Below are 24,027 nucleotides of genomic sequence, written 5' to 3'. Positions count from 1 at the left end.
ATATCGAAGCCTGGGTAAACAACCCGTTCTCGGAATGCCCGGCACCGATCAGCGAAGGTTCAATGGGGTTATGACAGCGCAACCCGACCAGGCGACACTCGACCAGATCGACCGCTGGTGGCGCGCGGCCAACTACCTCTCAGTAGGTCAGATCTACCTGCTGGACAACCCGCTGCTGCGCAGGCCGCTGTCGCGCGACGACGTCAAGCCCCGCCTGCTGGGGCACTGGGGCACCACTCCGGGTCTCAACTTCCTCTACGCCCACCTCAACCGGGCGATCGCGCAGCGCAGGCAGTCCACGATCTACGTCACCGGCCCCGGCCACGGCGGCCCCGGACTGGTGGCCAACGCCTATCTGGACGGCACCTACACCGAGACCTACCCGGACATCACCCGCGACGCCGAGGGTCTGCGCCGGTTGTTCCGCCAGTTCTCCTTCCCGGGCGGCATCCCGTCGCACGTCGCACCGGAGACACCGGGGTCGATCCACGAGGGCGGCGAACTCGGATACGCGCTGTCGCACGCCTACGGGGCGGCCTTCGACAACCCCGACCTGCTGGTGGTGGCGGTCGTCGGAGACGGTGAAGCCGAAACCGGGGCGTTGGCGACGAGCTGGCATTCCAACAAGTTCCTGAACCCGGCCAGCGACGGCGTGGTGCTGCCCGTTCTGCATCTCAACGGCTACAAGATCGCCAATCCGACTGTGCTGGCACGCATTCCGGAGGACGAGCTGCGCAGCCTGATGGTCGGCTACGGCCACCAGCCCTACTTCTTCGAGGTCACCGACGCCGATGCCGCCGACCATGCCGGCGCGCACCGCCGGTTCGCGGCGCTGCTCGACGAGGTGCTCGACGAGATCGCCGCCATCAAGGCCTCCCCCGGCGACCAGCGCCCGGCCTGGCCGATGATCGTCTTCCGCACGCCCAAGGGCTGGACCGGCCCGGCCTACATCGACGGCAAGAAGACCACCGGGTCGTGGCGCGCCCATCAGGTGCCGTTGGCCAACGCCAGGGACACCCCCGAACATCTGCAGGTGCTCGCCGACTGGCTGGCCTCCTACCGGCCCGAGGAACTCTTCGGCGACGACGGCGTCGTGGATCCCACGATCAGCGCGCTGGCCCCGGCGGGTTCCCTGCGCATCAGCGACAACCCGCACGCCAACGGCGGTCTGCTGCTCAAGGATCTGCGGCTGCCCGACTTCCGGGACTTCGCCGTCGATGTCGCCGCCCCCGGCGCGACGATCGCCGAAGCCACCCGGGTGCTCGGCCAGTGGCTGACCGAGGTCATCCGGCTGAACCCGGAGAACTTCCGCATCTTCGGGCCCGACGAGACGGCGTCGAACCGGCTGCAGGCGGTCTTCGACGTCACCGACAAGCAGTGGAACGCCGAGTTCGTCTCCGCGGAGGTCGACGAACATCTCGCGCGCAGCGGCCGGGTGGTCGAGATGCTCTCCGAGCATCAGTGCCAGGGCTGGCTCGAGGGGTATCTGCTGACCGGGCGGCACGGGCTGTTCAACTGCTACGAGGCGTTCATCCACATCATCGACTCGATGTTCAACCAGCACGCCAAGTGGCTGAAGGTCACCGACCACATCGCGTGGCGGCGGCCGATCGCCAGCCTGAACTACCTGCTGTCCAGCCATGTCTGGCGCCAGGACCACAACGGCTTCTCCCATCAGGACCCGGGTTTCATCGACCACGTCGTGAACAAGAGCGCCAAGGTGGTCCGGGTCTACCTGCCGCCGGACGCCAACACCCTGCTGTCCACCTATGACCACTGCCTGCGCTCCCGGCAGTACGTCAACGTGGTGGTCGCCGGCAAACAACCGCACCCCAACTTCCTGACGATGGAGCAGGCGATCGCGCACTGCACCCGTGGCCTGGGCATCTGGGAGTGGGCCGGTAACGAGGACCTGGGTACCGACCCCGACGTGGTGATCGCCGCCGCCGGCGACGTGCCCACTCTCGAGGCACTGGCCGCCGTCGACCTGCTCCGCCAGCACCTGCCGGAGCTGAAGGTCCGGTTCGTCAACGTCGTCGACCTGATGCGGTTACAGGACGAGACCGAACATCCCCACGGACTGTCCAACCGTGAGTTCGACATGATCTTCACCGCCGACAAGCCGGTGATCTTCGCCTATCACGGCTACCCGTGGCTGATCCACCGGCTGACCTACCGGCGCAGCAACGACAGCCGCATCCACGTCCGCGGCTACAAGGAGGAAGGCACCACCACCACGCCGTTCGACATGGTGATGCTCAACGACCTCGACCGCTACCACCTGGTCATCGACGTCCTGGACCGCGTGCCCGGCCTGGGCTCCCGGTACGCCACCCTGCGTCAGCAGATGGTCGACAAGCGGCTGGCCGCCCGGGAGTACACCCGCGAGCACGGCGATGACATCCCGGAGGTGCGCGACTGGGTGTGGCCCGGCGCCCGCGACGTGGGCGCCGCCACTGTGGTGGACGCCACCGCCGCGACCGGCGGCGATAACGAATAACGCCCTCTTACGCGCGCGTACAATAGGCAGCACATGTCTGAGTCGAGCGCGGTGGTCGCGCAGCATCCGCATCCCGCGCTGTCCCAGCTCGCGGCGCTGCATCATGCCCGCGTCTACGTCGACGTCGGCATCGTGGTGGTGGTGCTGGCGCTGACCAACCTGATCGCCCACTTCACCACCCCGTGGGCCAATGTCGCGGTGGTGCCCGCCGCGGCGATCGGACTGGTGTTCCTGGTGCGCTCCCGCGGGCTCGGCTGGGCCGAACTGGGACTGGGCCGCGAGCACTGGAAGTCCGGTGCCCTCTACGCGCTCGGCGCGGTGCTGCTGGTCCTGACGGTGATCGCGATCGGCGCCCTGCTGCCGTGGACTCGGCCGATGTTCTTGAACAACCACTATGCGACGTTGTCGGGCGCCCTGGTGGCCTCGATGATCATCATCCCGTTGCAAACCGTCATCCCCGAAGAACTCGCCTTCCGCGGCGTGCTGCACGGAGCACTCGACCGGGCGTGGGGGTTCCGCGGTGTCGCGGCGGCCGGTTCGCTGTTGTTCGGCCTGTGGCACATCGCCACGTCGCTGGGGCTGACGAGCAGCAACGTCGGATTCACCCGCATTCTCGGCGGCGGCGTGTTCGGCATGGTCGCCGGTGTCGCGATGGCCGTGGTGGCAACCGCCGCAGCCGGTTTCGTCTTCACCTGGCTACGCCGCCGTAGCGGCAGCCTGATCGCCCCGATCGCACTGCACTGGGCTCTCAACGGCATGGGCGCGCTGGCGGCCGCGCTGGTGTGGCACCTGTCGACGTAAGCCTCAGGGGGTCCGGCTGCGCCGGGCGCGGAATTCGCGATTCTTGAGCTTGTTGCCGCACGTCGCCATATCGCACCAGGTGCCGCCGTGGTTGCGGGAGCGGTCGTAGAACGCCCACCGGCACTCCTCGTTGCCACACGCCTTCAGGTGACTCCACGTGCCGTCGCGCTGCGCCTGGGCCACCACCAGCAGGAGCCCCAACAGGCGGCCCTGCACCGAATCCTCGTCAGCACCCACCGCAACGGCCCCGTCTGCGTCCAGACGGACCCGGGCAGTGGCAGACTCGGCAACGTGTCTCAGGGGGAGCAACTCGGTGGCGCTCGGGGCGGGGCCGCCGGCGTTGTGCACCAGCATCGCCCGCAACGCCTCCCGCATTTCGCGAATGGCGTGCAGGTCTGCGCTGGTCGCGACACCGCCGTCGGTGAGCAGCCCGTGGGCACGCAACCAGGGCTCAGCGTCATCCGCCTGGGCCAACCGGTCGGCACCCGATTCCAGATCAAGGGTGTTGACCAACGCCTGAATCCGGGTAAGCGGTTCGGGCGCAGGTTTGGCCTCGGCATCGCCGAGCCAGGGAGCCTGAGGCATGAGAGAAAGCATAGAGAGACGTGACCATCAAATCAACTTGACTGGTCATGAGTGACCGGTGTAGCGTTTTCACCAGTCACACCCGAATGGGGACAACGGCGTCCAACAGCAAGGAACAGCCCATGGGGCAGAAGAATTTCCACCAAGACCTCGACGTATCCGGCGCGCCCGACGTGCCGCCGGCCATCAGCGGGGCACCTCTCACCGCACGGCTCTACGCGCGGTTCCTGGCCGGCCGGCTCGACCGCGACGTGGAGGCGGGGCTACTCCCCGAACCCGGCAGCGCGCTCGCACTGCACATGGCCACCATCACCTCCACCGGGGAACGCGAAGGTCTGGCCCGCTCGCTGCGCAGCGTCCTGCACGAACCCGAGCACGGGCGTCCCGGCGTGCCGCTGCGTATCCCGGTACATCCGGAGCGGGTGGCCACGTGTGAGTCGGTGATCGACGACATCACCCTGCTGCTGCACTCTCCTCGTCCGGTGCGGGCCCGCGGGATGGCGCGGCTGCGGATTCTGCTGTCCGACGGCCGCGGCCCGCTGTACCGCAACGGCAGTGGCAGCCTGGCAGCCGAACTGCGCGGAGTTCTGGCCGCCCTGTAGTCAGGGCAGCAGGACCGCGGCGCCGGCGATTCGGCCCTCGGCAAGATCGGTCAGCGCCCGATCAGCTTGCGCCAGCGGGTATTCCGGACTCGTCACCTCGATGCGGTGCCGCTCGGCGAACGCCAGGAATTCTCGGGCGTCCTGGCGGGTGTTCGACGTCACCGAACGAATCTGGCGCTCCTGGAACAGATGTCGCTGATAGTTCAGCGTCGGGATGTCGCTCAGGTGGATCCCGGCGATCGCCAGAGTGCCACCCCGGTCGAGCGCTTCCAGCGCCGGGAGCACCAGGTCGCCGACGGGAGCGAACAGGATGGCGGCGTCGAGTGCGACCGGCGGCGGATCGGTCACCTCCTGCGCCGAAGCGGCGCCGAGACCCAGCGCCAACTCACGGGCCTGGGCACCCCGGGTCATCACGTGCACCTGCGCCCCCTGAGCCAACGCCACCTGGGCGGTGATGTGGGCGCTGCCGCCGAACCCGTAGAGCCCCAGCCGTCCACCGGCAGGCAGTTCGGCCCGCAGCAGCGAGCGATAGCCGATGATGCCCGCGCACAGCAGCGGCGCCAGTTCGCTGTCGGTGTAACCCTGCGGCAGATGGTGGGCGAAAGCGGCTGGCAAAGTAGCAAAGTCGGCGTAACCGCCGTCAGCGTCCCACCCGGTATACCGGGAGTCGGGGCACAGGTTCTCATCGCCCCGCACGCAGTAGGCGCACACCCCGCAGGTATGCCGCAGCCAGGCGATCCCCACCCGGTCCCCGACCGCGAACCCGGCACCGGCGTCGGGACCGACGGCCACCACCTCGCCGACCACCTCGTGCCCCGGCGTCACGCCGGGCCGGTGGACGGCCAGATCACCCTCACTGACATGCAGGTCGGTCCGGCAGACGCCGCACGCCAGCACCGCGACCAGTAGTTCGTCGGGCCCCGGCTCGGGCACGGCCGCTGCGGTATCGAGGTCGAGGGGGCCGGTGCGCATCGGCCCGGGCCTGCGCACCCGCCACGCCCGCATGGTGGTCGGTTGGGTCGGCATCACTCCATCGTGCAACGCGCGCGCCGCCGGCGACAGGGGTGCCGGGATCAAGGGACCAATGGCCCGTGATCGGGGCCTTTCGATGCCTGTGCCGTCAGGGTTTTCGGTGCGACGGTGAAGCACGGCCATCGAGCGAGGAGGAGTCAGCATGCAGAAGGAACTGCCCGACAAAGCGACTCTGGAGGCCGCCCTGGCTCTGGCGGTCCGGGCGCCTTCGGTGCACAACTCCCAGCCCTGGCGCTGGCGGATCGGCGACGAGAGCGTGCACCTGTACGCCGATCCGGCCCGGCACCTGCCCCACATCGACCCGGCCCGACGCGACCTCATGCTCAGCTGCGGTGTTGCGCTGCAACACTTCACCGTCGCGCTCTCAGCACTGGGCTGGGCCACCGAAGTGCACCGCTTCCCGAATCCGGCCGACGCTGACCACCTGGCCAGCATCGAAATCCTCGGCGGTGCGGCCAACGATCAAGACATCGCCCTGGCGGCCGCCATCCCGCGGCGGCGCACCGACCGCCGGTGGTTCTCGTCATGGCCGGTGCCCAGCGGCGACATCGCGTTGATGGCGGCACGGGCCGCACGCGCGGGCATCTCACTACGCCGGGTCGAGGACGAGAGCGAGCTGGCGGCGGTGGTGGCACAGGCTGTGCGCCAACACATCAGCGATCCCGAGTACCTCGCCGAACTGTCGATGTGGAGCGGACGGCACGGCACGGTCGCCGGGGTGCCCGCCCGCAACACGCCGGCCTCCGAGAAGCAGGGCACGTTTCCGTCACGGGTGTTCGCCAACCCGGCGCTGGAGCAGCCCGGTGGCATCGAACCGCGCGACGACGCCGGTGTGGTGCTGGTCCTGGCCACCGCCACCGACGACCCGGAGGCACTGCTGCGGGCCGGCGAGGCGACCGGCGCCGTCCTGCTCACCGCGACAGCACTGGGGCTCGCCAGCTGCCCGCTGACCGAGCCGCTGGAGATCGACCGCACCCGCGAGCAGGTGCGCACCCGGCTGCTCGATGGCGACGGTTTCCCGCAGATGCTGCTGCGTATCGGGTGGGCAGCGCTCAACGCCGACCCGCTGCCCGCGACCCCGCGCCGGCCGCTCACCGACGTGGCGGCCTACCTCGACGGGTCGTCGCTGCAGACAGCCAACTAGCTACTTACGGACTTTGCCGAGGATCCACAGCAGGATCACAGAGCCGAGCACCGCGGTGAACAGCGTGAACCACCAGCCGCCCGCGGCGGTGTCCAGGAAGAAGCTGAGCAGGAAGCCGCCGATGAGGGCACCGACGATACCGATGACGATGTTCATCAGGATGCCCGAGCCGCTGCCCTTGACCAGCTTGCCCGCGATCCAGCCGGCGAGCGCGCCGATGATGATGTAGCCGATCCAGCCCACGCTGGTCAGCGTGGTTGACCGGGCGAGGAATTCAGTCGCCGCCATCACGTCCATGAGGGTCTCCCTGTCGTCGGCGAACGGCGTGGCTGCCGCGCGCTATCCCACTGGTATACCGCTGGCGGGTAACGAATTGCTCGTCGAAACGGCCACGAAGCCGGTTCAGCCGGCCGGCATCATCTCCGGAACCGGGGTTTCGACCGGAATCGGCACCCCGACACGGTTACCGGGCGTCGGCGTGGGAGCCGGGGCGTTCGGGTCCGGCTCCGGCGGAGGCGGCGGGGTGTACGGCTTGATCGACTGCGCCAGTGCCTTGGCGGCCGCAGGATCGATCGGATCCTTGGCGGTGCCCAGCCAGACGACGAACCAGCGCTGGTTGCGCTCGTTGCGCGGGGCGTTGGGTACGGCGGTGCCGACCACACCGGCCCAGATCTGGCCGTTGGGCTTGGAGGTGTCGGTGAACTTCACCTCGTACGACGAGAAGTAGCCGGGCAGGTCACCGGCCTGCAGCGCACCGGTCTGCTGGTTCACCCGCACACCGGGGAACGGCATGAAGAACTCGCCCATATCGGAGGCCAGCCGGACAGCGGCCTTGCTGTTGTCCTGCTCGGCGCCGGCGAACAGCTTCAGGTCCAGCCGGCCCAGCAGGATGCTGGTGTCATTGGCGGTCGGCGCGGGCTGGCCGTTCTGGGCCGGACCGGTCTCCTTGCTGAGCAGCGCCTGACCGTAGTTCAGCCGGGAGGCGTCCGACACCACCCAGCCAGCGGGCAGCAGGTAGCTGAAGCCGCCGCTGGCATTGTTGATCCGGCCGGGCTCCGGCGGCGGCGCCGGAGCCGCGTTCGGATCGGCTGGCGGAGCGTTGGGATCGGCTGGCGGCGGCGGCGGCGCGTTGGGGTCCAGCGGGGCCGGCGGCGGGGCGTTCGGATCGGCAGGCGGAGCGTTCGGATCGGCCGGAGGCGGCGGGACCTCGGAGGCCGGCGGCGCGACAGGCGCAGGTATGGCGGCCGTCGTGGACGGCGTGGGCGTCGCGGGATCGGCGGTCGCCGAAGTCGACGGAAGGACGATCGTGACAGCGCTGGCCGCGGTCACTGCAGTGACCGCCAGCGCCGACCACAGTCCTGTGCGACGTGATGTCGGGTCCGGCTCACTCATGGCGTTGAACCTACCGTGTTACAGCCGTGACGCAAGTGTGGCCTGCTCACGATGTGGTGTGCCGACGCGCTGTGACCAACCCACAAATTTCGCCGAATTCCCAGCTCAGCGCCCGGTACCACCGGTCCGGGCCGACCGCGCCCCGGGCAGCGGCTCCCAGTCAGTCCACAGCTTCCCGGGCCGCGCCGTGCACTGCGACCTCCTGCGCCTTGACGGTGAACCAGACCGGCTGCCCCGGGCTGAGCCGGAGGTCCGCGGCGGCGTCGGCGGTGATGTCGGCCGCCAGGCCCGGTGCGCCGTCCCGTTGAGGGGTGCCGCGCACGCGGACGGTGGCCCCGGTGACGTCCAGCTCCGCCACGGTCACCGCGACACAGTTGCGGGGGCTGCCGTGCGGTTGATCGCGGTACACCGCCACCGCCGCGGGGGTGAACACCGCGACCGCCCGGCTTCCCGGCGTGAGCGGCTCGGCGGGCGTGCCGTGCCAGCCGACGCCGTCGGCATCACGCACGGTGTCGGCGCCGGTCAGTAGCCCGCGCACCACGTTGACGCCGGCGATCCGCGCCCCGAACCGGCTGCGTGGGGCGGCCAGCACGTCGGCCACCGAACCGATCTCGGCCACCGAACCGTCTTCCAGCACCAGCACCCGATCAGCCAGTGTCAGCACATCGAGAAGGTCATGCGTGATCAGCACGATGGCCCGCCCGCCTGCCGAGGCCACCTGGCGCAGCACCGCACGCACCGACGCCGCCACCGACACGTCGAGCCCCGCCAGCGGCTCGTCGAGCAGCAGCACCTCCGGCTCAGCGGCCAGGGCACGCGCGATCGCCACCCGCTGGGCCTGCCCACCGGACAGCTGCGCCGGTGTGCGGTCAGCCAGCTCAGCCAGCCCCACCTCGGTCAGCCAGTACTCGGCCCATTGCCGGGCTGTCCCCCGGCCCAACCCCCGTGCCCGCGGCGCGAACTCGACGTTGGCCCGCACGCTCAGGTGCGGAAACAGCAGCGGATCCTGCAACAGCAGGCCCACCCGGCGGTCGTGGGTGGCCACCTGGACTCCGGCCGAGGTGTCGGTCAGCACCCGATCGCCGACGGTGACGACACCGGAGTCGGGCACAAGCAGACCGGCGAGAACGTGCAGGGTCGTCGACTTGCCCGCCCCGTTGGGACCCAGGACGGCCAGTACCTCGCCGGGTTCGACCGAGAACTCGACGGTGACATCGCGGTCGCGGACGGTCGCGGCGAAACGCAGCCCGGCCATCAGCTGCCCACCTGCGCGTTCCAGCCGGCCAGGCGCCGCGCACCGAGGCCGAGGACCACGACGGCCGCCACCGCGACGAGCAGGATCGACAGTGCCACCGCTGCGTCCGGATCGCTTTCGCGCTGCAGATAGATCTCCAGCGGCAGCGTGCGGGTGACGCCCTGCCGCGAGCCTGCGAACGTCAGTGTGGCGCCGAACTCCCCCAACGACCGGGCGAAGGCCAGCACCGCACCGGAAACCAGGCCCGGCGCCAGCAGCGGCAGTGTCACCCGCCACCACACGGTGCCCGGGCGCGCCCCCAGCGTCGCGGCCACCACGTCGTAGTCGGCACCGGCAGTTCGTGCCGCACCCTCCAAAGCGATCACCAGGAACGGCAGCGAGACGAACGTCTGGGCCAGCACGACCGCCGTAGTGGTGAAGGCGATCCGGATCCCGGCGGCCTCGAGGTACGACCCGAGCAGGCCGAGGCGGCCGAAGGCGTAGAGCAGGGCGATACCGCCGACGACGGGTGGCAGCACCAGGGGAAGCAGGATGAGCGGTCGCACGGCACGGATGAACCGGCCGCTGCTGCGGGCCAGCACCATCGCCATCGGCACCCCGAGCAGCAGACACAGCACGGTGCTGGCGGCCGCGGTGCGCAGGCTGAGTAGCAGCGCATCCCGCGAGGAGGGACTGGTGATCAGCGGCCAGAATCGCGACCAGTCGACCTTCAGGGCCATCGCGACCAGCGGCAGCACCACGAAGGCGCCGCCCAGGGCGGCCGGGAGGTACACCCAGCGCGGCAGCGCAGGCACCCCGATCCGCCTCATCCGTCACACCCTAGGTCGCTGCATCGGCTCGTGTCCTGATCGTGTCGCGGCGTATTAGCACCTTCTAGCTACTGTCCAGTAACATTCATCAGCGAACCGGCGTCGACATGCCGGGTTCAGCGTCGAGCACGAGGAGGTCAACGGCGATGGACGTGCTGGTCACCGGCGGTGATACCGAACTGGGTCGCATCGTGGCGGAAGGTTTCCGCGACGCCGGCCACAAGGTCGTCATCAGCGGCGCGCGCCGCGAGGACCTGGAGGTCACGGCCAAGGAACTCGAGGTCGACGCGATCGTCTGCGATACCGCTGATCCGGCCGCACTGGCCGAAGCCCGCACCCAGTTCCCGCACCACCTCGACACCATCGTCCATGTGCCTGCCCCGCGCTGGGTCGGCGGCGATCCCCGGACCTACACGATGGCCGACACGGCCAACGCGTGGCGGTCGGCGCTGGACGCCACCGTCCTGTCGGCCGTGCTGCTCATCCAGAACATCGGCGATCACCTGCGGTCCGGCGGCGCCATCGTCACCGTCGTGCCCGAGCACCCCCGCGATGGCAGCGCCGAGGCCGCGGTCAAGGGCGCGCTGTCGAACTGGACCGCCGGGCAGGCCGACTACTTCGGCACCCGCGGGATCACCATCAACACCGTGGCGTGCGGGCTGGGCGCCGAGCCGTCCTACGACGGGCTCAGCAGCACTCCGCCGTCGGTGGCGTCCGAAATCGCCCGTCTCGCACTGTTTTTGACCAGCCCGTCGGCCCGGCACATCACCGGTCAGACGTTGCACGTCGGTCGCGGGGCCCTGGCCAACTTCGGCTGATTCACCTCTCGTTCGCCGGCGACGATTACTGTCGGCTGGGTGACGATCCGACTTGGTTTCCAGATCCCGAACTTCTCGTACGGCACCGGTGTGGCCGAGCTGTTCCCCACCGTGATCGCCCAGGCCCAGGAGGCTGAGGCCGCCGGGTTCGATTCCGTCTTCGTGATGGACCACTTCTATCAGCTGCCCATGCTCGGCTCCCCCGACCAGCCGATGCTGGAGGCCTACACCGCGCTCGGCGGTCTGGCCACCGCCACCGAGCGGGTCCAGCTGGGCACCCTGGTCACCGGCAACACCTACCGCAACCCCACCCTGCTGGCCAAAGCCATCACCACGCTGGACGTGATGAGCCAGGGCCGGGCCATCCTGGGCATCGGGACCGGCTGGTTCGAGCTCGAACACGATCAGCTCGGCTACGAGTTCGGCACCTTCACCGATCGCTTCAAGAAGCTCGAGGAGGCGCTGTCGATCATCGTGCCGATGATCGAGGGCAAGCGCCCGACGGTGGACGGCACCTACTACCGCACCCAGGAGGCGCTGGCCAATCCCCGCTTCCGCGACCACATCCCGCTGATGATCGGCGGCAGCGGCGAGAAGAAGACGTTCGGCCTGGCCGCCCGCCACTTCGACCACCTCAACATCATCGCGGGCTTCCCGGAGCTGCCCGGCAAGGTGTCGGTACTGGCCCAGCGGTGCGAGGAGGTCGATCGCGACCCGGCCACCCTGGAGACCAGCGTGCTCGTCAGCGTGGTCGCCGGCGACAACCTGAGCCAGGACCTGATCCCCAAGGAGATGGCAGGCCGGATGGTGGTCGGCACCCCCGACCACGTCGCCGAGCAGATCAAGACCAACGTGATCGACGCCGGTATCGACGGCGTGATCATCAACATGCCCGGCTACGTGCCCGGTGCGATCACCAAGGTCGGCGAGGCGTTGCGGCCGGTGGTCGGGAGCTGACCCGAGGCCCGGGTGGCTGATATCACCTGGGCCGTGGGGGGACCGACGCGAAGTCTGACGCCGGGGCGACTACCGTAGAAGGTGTCCTGTGCATGTCAATGAGGAGTAGAGAATGACCCATCCCGGTGCCACTCCATCGGATAAGCACAAGGTCGTCATCATCGGATCCGGCTTCGGCGGGCTCAACGCCGCCAAGAAGCTCAAGCGCGCCGACGTCGACATCAAGATGATCGCCAAGACCACCCACCACCTGTTCCAGCCGCTGCTGTACCAGGTGGCCACCGGCATCATCTCCGAGGGCGAGATCGCCCCGCCGACCCGCGTGGTCTTGAAGGACCAGAAGAACTGCCAGGTGCTGCTCGGCGAGGTCACCAACATCGACCTCGACAACAAGACGGTCGATTCGATCCTGCTGGGCCACACCTACCGGACGCCCTTCGACACCCTGATCGTGGCCGCCGGCGCCGGTCAGTCCTACTTCGGCAACGACCACTTCGCGGAGTGGGCGCCCGGCATGAAGAGCATCGACGACGCCCTTGAGCTGCGCGGCCGCATCCTCGGCGCCTTCGAGCAGGCCGAGCGCTCCAGCGACCCCGTGCGCCGCGACAAGCTGCTCACCTTCGTGGTGGTCGGCGCGGGGCCCACCGGTGTGGAGATGGCCGGCCAGATCGCCGAGCTCGCCGACCACACCCTCAAGGGCGCCTTCCGGCACATCGATTCCACCAAGGCGCGGGTGATCCTGCTCGACGCCGCACCGGCGGTGCTGCCGCCGATGGGCGAGAAGCTGGGCCAGAAGGCCGCCGCCCGGCTGGAGAAGCTGGGTGTCGAGATTCAGCTCGGCGCGATGGTCACCGACGTCGACCGCAACGGCATCAGCGTCAAGCGTGGTGACGGCACCATCGACCGCATCGAATGCGCGACGAAGGTGTGGTCGGCCGGTGTGTCGGCCAGCCCGCTGGGCAAGATCATCGCCAACCAATCCGGCGCCGAGGTCGACCGCGCCGGCCGGGTCAAGGTGCTGCCCGACCTGACCGTCCCCGGTCACCCGAACGTCTTCGTGATTGGCGACATGGCCTTCGTCGACGGTGTCCCCGGAATGGCGCAGGGCGCCATCCAGGGCGCCGCCTATGCTGCCAAGCTCATCAAGGCCGAGCTCAAGGGCGCCGACCCGGCCGCCCGCGAGCCGTTCGAGTACTTCGACAAGGGCTCGATGGCCACGGTGTCGCGATACTCGGCGGTGGCCAAGATCGGCAAGATCGAGTTCGCCGGCTTCTTCGCCTGGCTGGCCTGGCTGTTCCTGCACCTGATCTACCTGGTCGGGTTCAAGGCGCGACTGACCACATCGCTGTCGTGGATCAGCACGTTCATCGGCAGCCACCGCGGCCAGTTGACGATCACCGAGCAGCAGGCCTACGCGCGAACGCGGATCGAGCAACTCGAGGAGATCGCCGCCGCCGTAGAGGACGAGAAAGCCGCGTCCTGACGACGAGGTCTGTGCGTTCGCTGGGTATCCCCGCGCCCGCGGGTGATTCGACCGTTCCAGCAGGTGCGCTGGCCTACGATGATCGCCAGGACACACCACACCGAGGGGGCTCCATGTCATCAAGGTCTGTGCGCCGCGCGGCCGCTGCAGCGCTGGGCGCTGCTGCGGTGCTGCTGACTGCTGCCGGCCCCGCCGCAGCGGATCAGCCGCCGAACTGCACCACCGCCGACATGACCGGAATCATGGCCGGTGTGTCGGCGGCCATGTCGACCTACCTGTTCACGCATCCGGACGTGAACGACTTCTTCAGCAGCCTGCAGGGCCTGCCGAAGAAGGAGATCGGCGCCAAGACGCAGGCCTACCTGGATGCCAACCCGCAGGTCCGCACCGACCTGGACAACATCCGTCAGCCGTCGACCGATTTCCGCAACCGGTGCGGGATCGGGCAGCGGCCGCTGGCCCCCGGGGTGGTCTGACCCGAGCGTGAAAGCCGGCGCACTCTAAGGTGGTCGGCGTGGTCATGAAGCCCGACGAACTCGTCTACCGGGTTCTGCAACGGCTGCCGACCCGGGTTCTTTCGCTGCGCAGCATCGTCATCGTCGCGGCGCTGTCGGTGGTGATCCTGGTGCTCACGCTGGGCACCTGGGTGTGGATCGGCGTCACCCACGACCAGTACAGCCAGCTCGACCGCCGGCTGGACTCGGTGAGCAGCCTCGGTGACTTCAGCACCCTGCTGAGCACGCGCCCGCCCGGCGAGGGCGCACCCACCCCGGACGGCAACCTGGTGCGCACCGTGCGCGTCGGTGGGCTCGCGATGTCGGTGCCCCCCAACGTGGAACTGCCCGAGCTGCCCAACGGCTACGCGAACACCACCATCGGCGGCGTCGAGTACCGGGTGCGGACGTTTTCGGTGGCCGGGGCGACGATCGCGCTGGGCGCCCCGCTGACCGAGACCAAACACCGGATCGACGAGCTGCACCTGCGGGTGCTGCTGATCTGCGCCGGGGTGATCGTCGGCACCATCGTCGTGGGTTGGCTGATCTCGCTGATCATGATCAACCCGTTCCGGCTGCTGGCCCAGCAGGCCCGGGCCATCAACGCGCAGTCCAACCCGGATGAAGTGCAGGTGCGCGGTGTCCGGGAGGCCGTCGAGATCGCAGAGGCCGTCGAGGGCATGCTGGCCCGTATCGGCGACGAGCAGGACCGCACCAAGGCCGCGCTGGAGTCCGCCAGGGACTTCGCCGCGGTGGCCTCCCACGAATTGCGCACCCCGCTTACCGCGATGCGCACCAACCTCGAGGTGCTCTCCACGCTGGATCTCGGCCCCGAGCAGCGCACCGAGGTGATCGGCGACGTGATCCGCACCCAGAGCCGCATCGAGGCCACCCTGACGGCCCTGGAGCGCCTGGCCCAGGGTGAGCTGACCACTGCCGACGACTTTGTGCCGTTCGACGTCACCGACCTGCTGGACCGGGCCGCGCACGATGCCGAGCGGATCTATCAGGATCTGAAAGTCTCGCTGGTGCCCTCACCGGCGGTGCTGATGGTGGGTCTGCCGGTGGGCCTGCGGCTGGTCATCGACAACGCGATCGCCAACGCGGTCAAGCACGGCGGGGCCACCGAGGTGCGGCTGTCGCTGGAGAGTTCGGCAGACGGCGTGCAGATCGCCGTCGATGACAACGGCAGCGGGGTGCCCGAGTCGGAGCGGGCGGCGGTGTTCGAACGGTTCTCCCGCGGCTCGACGGCGTCGCGGTCCGGTTCCGGCCTGGGGTTGGCCCTGGTGGCGCAGCAGGCCGAATTGCATGGTGGCACAGCACATTTGGATAGCAGCCCGCTGGGTGGCGCCCGCCTGGTGCTGACGCTGGCCGGCCGTCACGAATAGAGGCGCGCACCCTGCCAGGTGGACAGGCTGCCGCCGCCGGCCAGCTCCAAGGTGGTGCCCGCCGCGTCCTCGGCGGGTTCGGGGAAGCGCAGCTCGCTGACACATGCCAGCGGCACGCCCAGCGCATCGTCGGCCACCGACCCGGTCCCGAGCTCGACGCGGTGCCGCAGCAGCGGGGTCCCGGACCGGTCGGCCCACATCGCCCCGCTCCAGAACCCTTCCCGTTCATCGGTTCTGCCGATCTGGACCCGCTCGCGGATACGCAGCCGGGCCGTGTCGGCCAGCTGGACGCGGACCTGGCTCAGGTGCCGGGAGTCGGCGGCCACCACGGTTGGCTCCGGGTCGAGGTCGAGTTCCCCGCCGACCTCGATCTGCCAGCAGGCCCGCGACTCGCGGGAGTCCGCGCCGGGCAGCACGACGGTGGCCGCGGCACTGCGCACCCGCAGCCTCGCACCGGGTTCCACGATCAACCGCACGGCGATGGTGTCACCGCCCAGCGGGGTGGCCGCCGCCGACACGAAGTGCACGGTGTCGGTTTCGGTATAGCGTGCCGCGACTCCCCCGCGGCACTCGATGCGCGGTAATCGGCCGGGTTCGGCCACCACCACGACGTCGGAATGCACAGCGCGGACTCTAGGCCGGCTGGTGCACGCGCAGTTGCTCGCGCACCCAGTCCAGCACCGGCGTGGCGGCCGGGTCCTCGGTCAGCGAGATCAGCGCCGTCGGGCGGCCCTCACGGACTTTCGCGGCGTCGCGGCGCATCACGTCCAGATCAGCACCCACCAGCGGAGCGAGGTCGGTCTTGTTGACCACCAACAGATCCGAGAACGTCACGCCGGGTCCGCCCTTGCGGGGCACCTTGTCGCCGCCCGCGACGTCGATGACGAAGATCTGGACGTCGATCAGACCGGAGGAGAACGTCGCGGTCAGATTGTCACCGCCGGACTCCACCAGGATCAGGTCAAGGTGGTCGTGACCGGCGATCAGGTCGTCGATGGCGTCGAGGTTGGCGGTGATGTCGTCGCGGATCGCGGTGTGCGGGCAGCCGCCGGTCTGCACGGCGGCGATCCGGTCGTCGGGCAGCACCGCATGGCGGCGCAGAAAGTCGGCGTCCTCGGTGGTGTAGATATCGTTCGTCAGCACCGCCAGCGACAGTTCGTCACGCAGTTGCCGGCACAGCGCGGCCACCAGAGCGGTCTTACCGGAGCCGACCGGCCCGCCGATCCCGATCCGCAACGGCTCGCCGGGCTGCCGCACCCGCTTGGGCCGCTCGATATGGGAATGCGGTTCGCCGTCAATGAAATGTGGTGGCATGAGGCTTCTTTCAGGAGACGAACAGGGGGCGGTCCCGCTCGGTGTGGCGCTGGGCCAATTCGTCGAGCAGCGGGTCGGACAGGTCGGCGAGACCCTGGGCGGCCTCGACGGCGGTACGTTCGCAGAGCTCAGCCAGCCCGAACGTGAGCGCCGCGACGTCGGCGGGGTCCAGGGCCAGCAAGCGCTGGGCGGCGGTCGCGGTGCCGGTCATGGTGGTGTACACCATCGACTGCGCGGTCTGCTCGGGGCTCAGCCCGCTGACCGCGCCCACCCGGCCTGCCGCCACCGCGAGATGGGGCCGGGCGCCGAGTGCGTCCCAATCGCCCTCGGGCCACACCCGCCGCGCCAGCCGCAGCAACCCACGGCCCTGCGCGCGCGAGGACAGCCGGGTGGCCGGAGCCGGTGTGCGGGCATCGGTTTCAGCGTCGGCGGCCGCCACAGTCAGCTCGCCCCGGTGTACGGCGGCCGCGATCGACGCGGTCACCAGACCACTGGTCCGGATGCGGCGGAGCAGGTAGGCCTCCAGCGTGGCGAGGTCCACCACGAGCCGGCTGGTGACCGCTTCCTCCACCCCGCCGGAGTGCACGTGTCCCCCGGTGGGCAACCGGGAGTCGGCGAGGGTGAGCAGCGTGATGGACATCAGAACAGGAAATAGCGTTGCGCCATGGGAAGTTCGGTGGCCGGCTGTTCCTGCCACACCTGACCGTCGATGCGCACGGTGAAGGTGTCGGGATCGACCTCGATCTGCGGCTGGGCGTCGTTGAGCGGCATCTGGGCCTTGCCGATCGAGCGGACATTACCGACCGGCACCAGCCGCCGGTTGACCGCGATCCGGTCGGCCAGACCGTCCTCGATGGCCTGCGGGGCAACGAAGTGCACCGAGGTCGCCGCGGCAGCGGCCGGTGCGGCGCCGAACATCGGGCGCGGCAACACCGGTTGCGGGGTCGGGATGGAGGCGTTGGCGTCACCCATCGCGGCCCAGGCGATCATGCCGCCCTTGAGCACCGCGTGCGGGCGCACACCGAAGAACTCCGGCTCCCACAGCACCAGATCGGCCAGCTTGCCCACCTCGACGCTGCCGATCTCATGGTCCAGGCCGTGCGCTACTGCCGGGCAGATGGTGTATTTCGCGACATAGCGGCGGACCCGGTTGTTGTCCGCGGCGCCGTCGCCCTCCAGGGCCCCGCGGCGGCGCTTCATCACATGCGCGGTCTGCCAGGTGCGCAGCACCACCTCGCCGATGCGGCCCATCGCCTGGGCGTCGCTGCCGATCATCGAGATCGCGCCGATATCGTGCAGCAGGTCCTCGGCGGCGATGGTCGAGGGCCGGATCCGGCTCTCAGCGAAGGCCAGATCCTCCGGCACGCTGGGGTTCAGGTGGTGGCAGACCATCAGCATGTCGAGGTGCTCGTCGAGGGTGTTGACGGTGTGCGGGCGGGTCGGGTTGGTGGAGCTGGGCAGCACATAGGACTCGGCGGCGACGGTGATGATGTCCGGTGCGTGGCCGCCGCCGGCGCCCTCGGTGTGGTAGGCGTGGATCGCGCGGCCCTTGATGGCGGCCAGGGTGTCCTCGACGAAGCCCGCTTCGTTGAGCGTGTCGGTGTGGATGTTCACCTGTACCCCGGCGGCGTCGGCCACTGTCAGGCACGCGTCGATCGCGGCGGGGGTGGTCCCCCAGTCCTCGTGCAGCTTGAAACCGGCTGCGCCGCCGCGCAATTGCTCCCACATGGCCTCGGAGCTCACGGTGTTGCCCTTGCCGAGCAGCGCCACGTTGAGCGGCCAGGTGTCCAGCGATTCCAGCATCCGGGCCAGATGCCACGCTCCGGGCGTGACGGTGGTGGCCTTGCTGCCCTCGGCCGGTCCGGTGCCGCCGGCGACGATCGTGGTGATACCGCCGCCGATGGCCTCCTCCATGATCTGCGGGCAGATCAGGTGGACGTGACAGTCGATGGCGCCCGCGGTGACGATGCGGCCGTTGCCGGCGATGATCTCGGTGGACGGGCCCACCACCAGGTCGGGGTGCACCCCGGACATGATGTCGGGATTGCCGGCCTTACCGATAGCCACGATCCGGCCATCACGAATGCCGATGTCGGCCTTGATGATTCCCCAGTAGTCGACGATCACCGCCCCGGTGATCACCGTGTCGGGTGCGCCGTCGGCGCGGGTGGCCCGACCCTGCCCCATCGACTCGCGCAGCACCTTGCCGCCACCGAACACCGCCTCGTCACCGGCCAGGCCCGGTCCGCCGCTACGGTCTTCGGTGATCTCCACCAACAGGTCGGTATCGGCCAGCCGGATCCGGTCACCGGTGGTGGGGCCGAACAGCGCGGCGTAGCGCGCGCGGGACAGCGCGGTCATCGGTCGATTCTCTTCGCGCAAGCGCTCATCGCAAGTCGAGCCTTCCGGGCGGGTTCAGGCTCAGCCCGTGGACCTCACGGGAGCCGCGCAGCGGCACCAGCGAGACCCGCTGGGCGACACCGGGTTCGAAGCGGACCGCGGTGCCCGCCGGGATGTCGAAGCGGTAGCCGTAGGCGGCGGTGCGGTCGAAGGCCAGCGCCGCGTTGGCCTGCGGCAGATGCACATGGCTGCCGACCTGGACCGGGCGGTCGCCGGTGTTGACGATCTCCAGCTCCAGGCGCGGCGCACCGGCGTTGAGCTCGATGTCGCCGTCACCGAGGAGGACTTCTCCGGGAATCACTGCGCGCTCCTGGCGGTCACGGGATCGGATGGTGGACGGTGACGAGTTTGGTGCCGTCCGGGAAGGTGGCCTCGACCTGTACGTCGTGCAGCATCTCCGGCACGCCGTCCATGACGTCGGCGCGGGTCAGCACCTCACGTCCGCTGACCATCAGCTCGGCGACGGTGCGGCCGTCCCGGGCACCCTCGAGGATGTGATCGGTGATGATCGCGACCGTCTCGGGATGGTTGAGCTTCAGTCCGCGGGCCTGTCGGCGACGGGCGAGGTCGGCCGCGTAGGAGATCAGCAGCCGGTCGGTTTCATGCGGTGTCAGGCGCATAGTGCGCGATCCTGCCACGGCGCGCACGCATCGGCAGGGCGGCGGCGCTACTGCTGCGGCGGATCGACTTCCAGGTTCTGCAGCCGCACCTGGCCGCGGGCAAGCAGACGATCCTTGTCATCGCGGATGGTGACCAGCCACAGCTGCTGGCGGCGGCCGCGGTGGATCGGCTCCGAGACGCCGTAGACCGTGCCGGAGCCGATGGCCCGCAGGAAGTCGGTGTTGTTGTTGACGCCGACCACGTTGCCGCCGCCGTTGGCCGCGAGCCAGACGTAGGCCGAGGTGCTGGCCATCGACTCGATCACCGCGCAATACACCCCGCCGTGCACGATGCCCATCGGCTGCAGCAGCTTGGGCGTCACCTCGAGCTGGGCTTTGGCGCCGTCGACGGTGAGCTCGGTGAACTGCAACCCGAGCTGGTTGTCGAAGGGGGCGTCGAAGGCGATCTGCTCGGTGAGCGACTGATCCGGTTGCACGATTTACGTGTTTACAGGGACGGACCCCGCGCGTGATACGCGGGGTCCGTCCTCGGGATGGACCGGGAGTCTCTGCAGCCCTCAGGACTCCGGCGCGGTCCGAAGCTAGGAAGCGATGCGGCGCACGGCGCGCACCGGCAGGCCGAAGCCGGCCAGCGCGTCCAGAACCGCCTGGGCTCGGCGCATGCAGACCACCTCGCCGGCACCGGACATCAGCGGCACCTGGGTGGCGGTGATCACCGCGGCGGCCCCCACCGACTGCCACATCGCGGTCGTGGTCAGCGCGCCGCCGCTGAGGTCCTGCAGTTCCTCGAACAGCGGAGCCAGCGAGCGGTGGCAGCGGTGGGCGGTCCAGGTGGCCAGGGCGGCCTCGCCCGGCAGCCGGACCACGCCGGTGCTGGCCGGGTCGTCGGGCAGCACCCGCAGCGTCGGGTTGACCACGCCGGCCCAGTCGATCGCCCCCTCGGAGTCGACGTGCATCCACAGGTTGTCCGGGCCGGCGTCCCAGGCCCGCCCCTCGAGCATCAGCAGCGTCAGCACCCGGCCCAGCACCGCGTGGGTGAAGGCCGCAGCGACCTGCGCGGCGGCGGTCCGCCGGTTGTCCAGCTCGGCGACGGCGGCCTCGTACATGACGGCCAGCCGGCCGCTGCGGACCACCGGTTCCAGCGGCCACCATCGCCGCCGCGACACGTCAGCCATCAGGGCCACACCGTGCACCCGGGGCGCGTCGGGGGTCAGTCGTCGCAACCGCCGGCTGGACTCGTGCACCGGCAGTACCCGGCGAATCGTCATGGCCCGGATCAGTGGGTCGGCGACAGCTGCGGTCACAGCACCTCCTCGTGTAAGTTAGGCAAGCCTAACCATAAATACCACGAGCTAGTACAGGCTTGCCTTATGTGAGTGCTGTCACACTTTGCGAGGAGATCTATGTGCTGGCCTGCGCGTTTTTTGAATCACGGCGAACGGCCGGGAACACTCGCAGCGCAGCGGGGAGTTGAGCCAGGCAAGTTGGATACGACGCCCGGTAGTAACCGGGAGTACCCTTACGTCATTGCTACGGAGATGAACGGAAAATGCCCAAGTTGAATCGTCTCGGCGAACTCGAACGCGCGGTGATGGATCACTTGTGGGCCGCCGGCCAGCCGCTGACCGTCCGACAGGTGCATGAGGCCCTCTCCGCGGAACGTGACCTCGCCTACACCACCGTGATGACGGTCCTGCAGCGGCTGGCCCGCAAGAATCTGGTGTCGCAGATCCGTGACGATCGCGCCCATCAGTACGCCCCCGTGCACGGCCGCGACGAACTCGTCGCGGGCCTGATGGTCGACGCCCTGGACCAGGCCGCCGACTCCGGTGACCGGCGCGCCGCGCTGGTGCACTTCGTCGAACGCGTCGGCGCCGACGAGGCCGACGCCCTGCGCCGGGCCCTGGCCGAACTCGAGGCCAAACACCGGTCATCCCAGCCCGCTGGCGGTACGCCTGTCGTCTGAGGGACACTGACAGTGTGTCCGCACTGGCCTTCGCTCTTCTTGCCTTAGCTCTGGTCGGCCCTGTGCCGGCCGTGCTGGCGCGGGCGTCCTGGCCGATGCGTGCACCACGCGCCGCCATCGTGCTCTGGCAGTCGGTTGCCGTGGCCGCGGTGCTGTCCGCCTTCAGCGCCGGTCTGGCCATCGCCAGCCGGTTGTTCGTCCCCGGACCCGATGGTCGCCCGACCGCCACCATCACCAGCGAGATCGCGGTGCTGGGCTGGCCGTTGTGGCTGCTCTACATCTCGGTGTTCGGGGTGACCCTGTTCATCGGCGCGCGACTGATGGTCGCCGCGGTCCAGGTCGCGATCGCGACCCGGCGGCGCCGGGCCCACCACCGGATGGTCGTCGACCTGCTGGGTGACTGTCCGGACGGCGCGAGCGGGCTGCGGGTGCTGCACGTCGACGAACCGCTGGCCTACTGCCTGCCCGGGGTCCGCAGTCGGGTGGTGCTCAGCGAAGGCACGCTGTCGGCGCTCACCGATCCCGAACTGGTCGCGATCCTCAGCCACGAACGCGCTCACCTGCGGGCCCGCCACGACCTGGTGCTGGAAGCCTTCATTGCGGTACACACCGCATTCCCCCGCTTCGTCCGTAGCGGCAGTGCGCTGAGCGCCGTGCGACTGCTGGTCGAACTGCTCGCCGACGACGCCGCGGTGCGCAGCGCCGGGCCCGGTCCGCTGGCCCGCGCACTGGTGGCCTGCGCGTCGGGCCGCACCCCGTCCGGGGCACTGGCCGCCGGCGGTCCCACCACCGTCATCCGGGTGCGGCGGTTGTGCGGCAGACCCAACAGCGTGTGGCTGTCACTGGGCGCCTACACCGCGGCCGCCGCGATCCTCGTCGTTCCCACCGTCGCCGTCGCGGTGCCGTGGCTGACCGAGCTGCACCGATTGTTTTTGACCTAGCTCTACGGGCGAAAGCCGCTCTGCCGCACCACACCTATTCGAAAGGCGTTAGATGAGCTCGTCGCAAAGCAGCACGAACGGCACCGCACAGATCGGCGTGACAGGCCTGGCCGTGATGGGCTCGAACCTGGCCCGCAACTTCGCCCGGCACGGCTACACCGTCGCCCTGCACAACCGGTCGGTGGCCAAGACCGACGCCCTGCTCGACGCGCACGGCTCGGAGGGCACGTTCGTCCGCAGCGAGACCATCGAGGAATTCCTGGCCGCTCTGGAGAAGCCGCGCCGGGTCATCATCATGGTCAAGGCCGGTGACCCGACCGACGCCGTGATCAACGAGCTGGCCGACGCCATGGAGCCCGGCGACATCATCATCGACGGCGGCAACGCTCTCTACACCGACACGATCCGGCGCGAGAAGGCCATCCGCGAGCGCGGGCTGCACTTCGTCGGCGCGGGCATCTCCGGCGGCGAGGAGGGCGCACTCAACGGGCCCTCGATCATGCCCGGCGGCCCGGCCGAGTCCTACGTGTCGCTGGGCCCGCTGCTCGAAGAGATCTCCGCACATGTCGACGGCGTGCCCTGCTGCACGCACATCGGACCCGACGGGGCCGGGCACTTCGTGAAGATGGTGCACAACGGCATCGAGTACGCCGATATGCAGCTCATCGGCGAGGCCTACCAGCTGCTACGCGACGGGCTGGGCCTGGCCGCCCCGCAGATCGCCGACATCTTCGCCGACTGGAACTCCGGCGACCTGGACAGCTACCTCATCGAGATCACCGCCGAGGTGCTGCGCCAGATCGACGCCAAGACCGGACAGCCGCTCGTCGACGTCATCGTCGATGAGGCCGAGCAGAAGGGCACCGGCCGCTGGACGGTCAAGTCCGCCCTGGACCTCGGGGTGCCGGTCACCGGCATCGCCGAGGCGGTGTTCGCCCGTGCCCTGTCCGGCTCGGTTCCGCAACGCCGGGCCACTACCGGCCTGGCCTCCGGCGCTCTCGGCGAACGCCCCGCGGACGCAACGCAATTCATCGACGATGTCAGCAAGGCGCTGTACGCGTCGAAGATCATCGCCTACGCACAGGGCTTCAACCAGATCCAGGCCGGCTCGGCCGAATACAACTGGAACATCACTCCCGGCGACATGGCGAGGATCTGGCGCGGCGGCTGCATCATCCGGGCCAAGTTCCTCAACCGGATCACCGAGGCCTTCGACGAGAACCCCGACCTGGCCACACTGATCGCCGCGCCGTACTTTCGTGATGCCGTCGAGGCCGGCATCGACAGCTGGCGCCGAGTGGTGGTCACCGCCACCGAGCTGGGCATCCCGATCCCCGGGTTCGCCTCCGCGCTGTCCTACTACGACGCGCTGCGCACCGAGCGACTGCCCGCCGCGCTGACCCAGGGTCTGCGTGACTTCTTCGGCGCCCACACCTACGGCCGCACCGACGCCGACCCGGCCGCCCGCTTCCACACGCTGTGGAGCGGGGACCGCACCGAGGTGGAGGCCTAACCCGGCCAACTAG

Annotated in this window: 26 protein-coding genes; 12 read left to right on the top strand and 14 right to left on the bottom strand. The window is 69.4% G+C overall.

Annotation, left to right across the window (positions count from 1 at the left end; all coding sequences use genetic code 11):
- Positions 1-70 precede the first annotated feature (70 nt).
- Both BN3385_RS19445 and BN3385_RS19440 read left to right on the top strand, forming a co-directional pair.
- Positions 71-2,500, top strand: coding sequence for a phosphoketolase family protein (locus BN3385_RS19445; RefSeq protein ID WP_059019143.1), 2,430 nt, complete (start codon positions 71-73; stop codon positions 2,498-2,500).
- 33 nt (positions 2,501-2,533) lie between these two features.
- Positions 2,534-3,301 (top strand): CPBP family intramembrane glutamic endopeptidase, encoded by a 768-nt coding sequence (locus BN3385_RS19440; RefSeq protein ID WP_059019141.1) that lies wholly within the window; start codon positions 2,534-2,536, stop codon positions 3,299-3,301.
- 3 nt (positions 3,302-3,304) lie between these two features.
- Here the strand turns inward: BN3385_RS19440 and BN3385_RS19435 are convergent, their stop codons facing one another.
- Positions 3,305-3,886 (bottom strand): CGNR zinc finger domain-containing protein, encoded by a 582-nt coding sequence (locus tag BN3385_RS19435; RefSeq protein ID WP_059019139.1) that lies wholly within the window; start codon positions 3,884-3,886, stop codon positions 3,305-3,307.
- A 122-nt stretch (positions 3,887-4,008) separates the two neighbouring features.
- Between BN3385_RS19435 and BN3385_RS19430 the strand changes: the two genes are divergently transcribed.
- Positions 4,009-4,488 (top strand): hypothetical protein, encoded by a 480-nt coding sequence (locus BN3385_RS19430; protein ID WP_059022166.1) that lies wholly within the window; start codon positions 4,009-4,011, stop codon positions 4,486-4,488.
- Here the strand turns inward: BN3385_RS19430 and BN3385_RS19425 are convergent, their stop codons facing one another.
- Positions 4,489-5,514: a zinc-binding alcohol dehydrogenase family protein gene (locus BN3385_RS19425; protein WP_059022165.1), complete on the bottom strand. Its 1,026-nt coding sequence runs from the start codon at positions 5,512-5,514 to the stop codon at positions 4,489-4,491.
- Positions 5,515-5,662: 148 nt separating this feature from the next.
- Between BN3385_RS19425 and BN3385_RS19420 the strand changes: the two genes are divergently transcribed.
- Positions 5,663-6,664: an Acg family FMN-binding oxidoreductase gene (locus BN3385_RS19420; RefSeq protein WP_059019137.1), complete on the top strand. Its 1,002-nt coding sequence runs from the start codon at positions 5,663-5,665 to the stop codon at positions 6,662-6,664.
- On the opposite strand, the gene BN3385_RS19415 is transcribed toward BN3385_RS19420, so the two are convergent.
- From BN3385_RS19415 to BN3385_RS19400, 4 genes are all read right to left on the bottom strand, one after another.
- On the bottom strand, positions 6,665-6,961 hold the full coding sequence (locus BN3385_RS19415; RefSeq protein WP_059019135.1) for a GlsB/YeaQ/YmgE family stress response membrane protein: 297 nt from the start codon (positions 6,959-6,961) through the stop codon (positions 6,665-6,667).
- Between the two features lie 105 nt (positions 6,962-7,066).
- On the bottom strand, positions 7,067-8,056 hold the full coding sequence (locus BN3385_RS19410) for an APA family fibronectin-binding glycoprotein (RefSeq protein WP_059019133.1): 990 nt from the start codon (positions 8,054-8,056) through the stop codon (positions 7,067-7,069).
- Between the two features lie 160 nt (positions 8,057-8,216).
- Positions 8,217-9,311 carry a sulfate/molybdate ABC transporter ATP-binding protein gene (locus BN3385_RS19405; protein WP_059019131.1) on the bottom strand — a complete coding sequence of 365 codons (1,095 nt, stop codon included), beginning with the start codon at positions 9,309-9,311 and terminating at the stop codon, positions 8,217-8,219.
- Positions 9,311-10,120, bottom strand: coding sequence for an ABC transporter permease (locus BN3385_RS19400; RefSeq protein ID WP_059019129.1), 810 nt, complete (start codon positions 10,118-10,120; stop codon positions 9,311-9,313). Before BN3385_RS19400 ends, BN3385_RS19405 begins: the two co-directional genes overlap by 1 nt.
- A gap of 146 nt (positions 10,121-10,266) precedes the next feature.
- On the opposite strand from BN3385_RS19400, the gene BN3385_RS19395 reads away from it, so the two are divergent.
- The 5 genes from BN3385_RS19395 to BN3385_RS19375 all read left to right on the top strand — a co-directional run bounded on the left by BN3385_RS19395 (position 10,267) and on the right by BN3385_RS19375 (position 15,260).
- The gene (locus BN3385_RS19395; RefSeq protein ID WP_059019127.1) at positions 10,267-10,938 is read left to right on the top strand and encodes an SDR family oxidoreductase; all 672 of its coding nucleotides are present in this window, start codon (positions 10,267-10,269) and stop codon (positions 10,936-10,938) included.
- A gap of 39 nt (positions 10,939-10,977) precedes the next feature.
- Positions 10,978-11,895 (top strand): LLM class F420-dependent oxidoreductase, encoded by a 918-nt coding sequence (locus BN3385_RS19390; protein WP_059019126.1) that lies wholly within the window; start codon positions 10,978-10,980, stop codon positions 11,893-11,895.
- 112 nt (positions 11,896-12,007) lie between these two features.
- Positions 12,008-13,378 carry an NAD(P)/FAD-dependent oxidoreductase gene (locus BN3385_RS19385; protein ID WP_059019124.1) on the top strand — a complete coding sequence of 457 codons (1,371 nt, stop codon included), beginning with the start codon at positions 12,008-12,010 and terminating at the stop codon, positions 13,376-13,378.
- Between the two features lie 113 nt (positions 13,379-13,491).
- Positions 13,492-13,854, top strand: coding sequence for a heme-binding protein (locus tag BN3385_RS19380; RefSeq protein WP_059019122.1), 363 nt, complete (start codon positions 13,492-13,494; stop codon positions 13,852-13,854).
- 44 nt (positions 13,855-13,898) lie between these two features.
- The gene (locus BN3385_RS19375) at positions 13,899-15,260 is read left to right on the top strand and encodes a sensor histidine kinase (protein ID WP_059022163.1); all 1,362 of its coding nucleotides are present in this window, start codon (positions 13,899-13,901) and stop codon (positions 15,258-15,260) included.
- Here BN3385_RS19375 and BN3385_RS19370 read toward each other — a convergent pair.
- From BN3385_RS19370 to BN3385_RS19335, 8 genes are all read right to left on the bottom strand, one after another.
- Complete coding sequence (locus BN3385_RS19370) at positions 15,251-15,883, bottom strand: urease accessory protein UreD (RefSeq protein ID WP_059019120.1); 633 nt, start codon at positions 15,881-15,883, stop codon at positions 15,251-15,253. The genes BN3385_RS19375 and BN3385_RS19370 overlap by 10 nt on opposite strands.
- 10 nt (positions 15,884-15,893) lie before the next feature.
- Positions 15,894-16,574: an urease accessory protein UreG gene (gene ureG / locus BN3385_RS19365; RefSeq protein ID WP_059019118.1), complete on the bottom strand. Its 681-nt coding sequence runs from the start codon at positions 16,572-16,574 to the stop codon at positions 15,894-15,896.
- Between the two features lie 10 nt (positions 16,575-16,584).
- Positions 16,585-17,214 carry an urease accessory protein UreF gene (locus tag BN3385_RS19360; RefSeq protein ID WP_059019116.1) on the bottom strand — a complete coding sequence of 210 codons (630 nt, stop codon included), beginning with the start codon at positions 17,212-17,214 and terminating at the stop codon, positions 16,585-16,587.
- Positions 17,214-18,935 (bottom strand): urease subunit alpha, encoded by a 1,722-nt coding sequence (locus BN3385_RS19355; protein WP_059019114.1) that lies wholly within the window; start codon positions 18,933-18,935, stop codon positions 17,214-17,216. Before BN3385_RS19355 ends, BN3385_RS19360 begins: the two co-directional genes overlap by 1 nt.
- Before the next feature lie 25 nt (positions 18,936-18,960).
- On the bottom strand, positions 18,961-19,275 hold the full coding sequence (locus tag BN3385_RS19350) for an urease subunit beta (protein ID WP_059019112.1): 315 nt from the start codon (positions 19,273-19,275) through the stop codon (positions 18,961-18,963).
- A 16-nt stretch (positions 19,276-19,291) separates the two neighbouring features.
- Complete coding sequence (locus BN3385_RS19345; protein ID WP_059019110.1) at positions 19,292-19,594, bottom strand: urease subunit gamma; 303 nt, start codon at positions 19,592-19,594, stop codon at positions 19,292-19,294.
- Between the two features lie 47 nt (positions 19,595-19,641).
- On the bottom strand, positions 19,642-20,070 hold the full coding sequence (locus BN3385_RS19340; RefSeq protein WP_156432813.1) for a PaaI family thioesterase: 429 nt from the start codon (positions 20,068-20,070) through the stop codon (positions 19,642-19,644).
- 105 nt (positions 20,071-20,175) lie between these two features.
- Complete coding sequence (locus BN3385_RS19335) at positions 20,176-20,898, bottom strand: hypothetical protein (protein WP_059019106.1); 723 nt, start codon at positions 20,896-20,898, stop codon at positions 20,176-20,178.
- A 245-nt stretch (positions 20,899-21,143) separates the two neighbouring features.
- On the opposite strand from BN3385_RS19335, the gene BN3385_RS19330 reads away from it, so the two are divergent.
- Genes BN3385_RS19330 through gnd form a run of 3 tightly spaced genes read left to right on the top strand, consistent with a single transcriptional unit; the run spans position 21,144 to position 24,014 of the window.
- Complete coding sequence (locus tag BN3385_RS19330; RefSeq protein ID WP_059019104.1) at positions 21,144-21,560, top strand: BlaI/MecI/CopY family transcriptional regulator; 417 nt, start codon at positions 21,144-21,146, stop codon at positions 21,558-21,560.
- A 14-nt stretch (positions 21,561-21,574) separates the two neighbouring features.
- A complete protein-coding gene (locus tag BN3385_RS19325) occupies positions 21,575-22,501 on the top strand; it encodes a M56 family metallopeptidase (RefSeq protein ID WP_059019102.1) in 927 nt (308 codons plus the stop codon).
- A 52-nt stretch (positions 22,502-22,553) separates the two neighbouring features.
- On the top strand, positions 22,554-24,014 hold the full coding sequence (gnd, locus tag BN3385_RS19320; RefSeq protein WP_059019099.1) for an NADP-dependent phosphogluconate dehydrogenase: 1,461 nt from the start codon (positions 22,554-22,556) through the stop codon (positions 24,012-24,014).
- Positions 24,015-24,027 lie beyond the last annotated feature (13 nt).

The organism is Mycobacterium sp. M26 (genome assembly GCF_001494595.1).
In the GTDB taxonomy this organism is placed as follows: domain Bacteria; phylum Actinomycetota; class Actinomycetes; order Mycobacteriales; family Mycobacteriaceae; genus Mycobacterium.
This window is presented reverse-complemented; position numbering and strand designations above follow the sequence as displayed.

What these genes read in the sequence shown, in the direction of transcription:
- BN3385_RS19445 (WP_059019143.1), top strand. Translation starts at nt 71, where the DNA reads ATGACAGCGCAACCCGACCAGGCGACACTCGACCAGATCGACCGCTGG.
- BN3385_RS19440 (WP_059019141.1), top strand. Translation starts at nt 2,534, where the DNA reads ATGTCTGAGTCGAGCGCGGTGGTCGCGCAGCATCCGCATCCCGCGCTG.
- BN3385_RS19435 (WP_059019139.1), bottom strand. Translation starts at nt 3,886, where the DNA reads ATGCCTCAGGCTCCCTGGCTCGGCGATGCCGAGGCCAAACCTGCGCCC.
- BN3385_RS19430 (WP_059022166.1), top strand. Translation starts at nt 4,009, where the DNA reads ATGGGGCAGAAGAATTTCCACCAAGACCTCGACGTATCCGGCGCGCCC.
- BN3385_RS19425 (WP_059022165.1), bottom strand. Translation starts at nt 5,514, where the DNA reads ATGCCGACCCAACCGACCACCATGCGGGCGTGGCGGGTGCGCAGGCCC.
- BN3385_RS19420 (WP_059019137.1), top strand. Translation starts at nt 5,663, where the DNA reads ATGCAGAAGGAACTGCCCGACAAAGCGACTCTGGAGGCCGCCCTGGCT.
- BN3385_RS19415 (WP_059019135.1), bottom strand. Translation starts at nt 6,961, where the DNA reads ATGGACGTGATGGCGGCGACTGAATTCCTCGCCCGGTCAACCACGCTG.
- BN3385_RS19410 (WP_059019133.1), bottom strand. Translation starts at nt 8,056, where the DNA reads ATGAGTGAGCCGGACCCGACATCACGTCGCACAGGACTGTGGTCGGCG.
- BN3385_RS19405 (WP_059019131.1), bottom strand. Translation starts at nt 9,311, where the DNA reads ATGGCCGGGCTGCGTTTCGCCGCGACCGTCCGCGACCGCGATGTCACC.
- BN3385_RS19400 (WP_059019129.1), bottom strand. Translation starts at nt 10,120, where the DNA reads ATGAGGCGGATCGGGGTGCCTGCGCTGCCGCGCTGGGTGTACCTCCCG.
- BN3385_RS19395 (WP_059019127.1), top strand. Translation starts at nt 10,267, where the DNA reads ATGGACGTGCTGGTCACCGGCGGTGATACCGAACTGGGTCGCATCGTG.
- BN3385_RS19385 (WP_059019124.1), top strand. Translation starts at nt 12,008, where the DNA reads ATGACCCATCCCGGTGCCACTCCATCGGATAAGCACAAGGTCGTCATC.
- BN3385_RS19380 (WP_059019122.1), top strand. Translation starts at nt 13,492, where the DNA reads ATGTCATCAAGGTCTGTGCGCCGCGCGGCCGCTGCAGCGCTGGGCGCT.
- BN3385_RS19375 (WP_059022163.1), top strand. Translation starts at nt 13,899, where the DNA reads ATGAAGCCCGACGAACTCGTCTACCGGGTTCTGCAACGGCTGCCGACC.
- ureG (WP_059019118.1), bottom strand. Translation starts at nt 16,574, where the DNA reads ATGCCACCACATTTCATTGACGGCGAACCGCATTCCCATATCGAGCGG.
- BN3385_RS19360 (WP_059019116.1), bottom strand. Translation starts at nt 17,214, where the DNA reads ATGTCCATCACGCTGCTCACCCTCGCCGACTCCCGGTTGCCCACCGGG.
- BN3385_RS19355 (WP_059019114.1), bottom strand. Translation starts at nt 18,935, where the DNA reads ATGACCGCGCTGTCCCGCGCGCGCTACGCCGCGCTGTTCGGCCCCACC.
- BN3385_RS19345 (WP_059019110.1), bottom strand. Translation starts at nt 19,594, where the DNA reads ATGCGCCTGACACCGCATGAAACCGACCGGCTGCTGATCTCCTACGCG.
- BN3385_RS19330 (WP_059019104.1), top strand. Translation starts at nt 21,144, where the DNA reads ATGCCCAAGTTGAATCGTCTCGGCGAACTCGAACGCGCGGTGATGGAT.
- gnd (WP_059019099.1), top strand. Translation starts at nt 22,554, where the DNA reads ATGAGCTCGTCGCAAAGCAGCACGAACGGCACCGCACAGATCGGCGTG.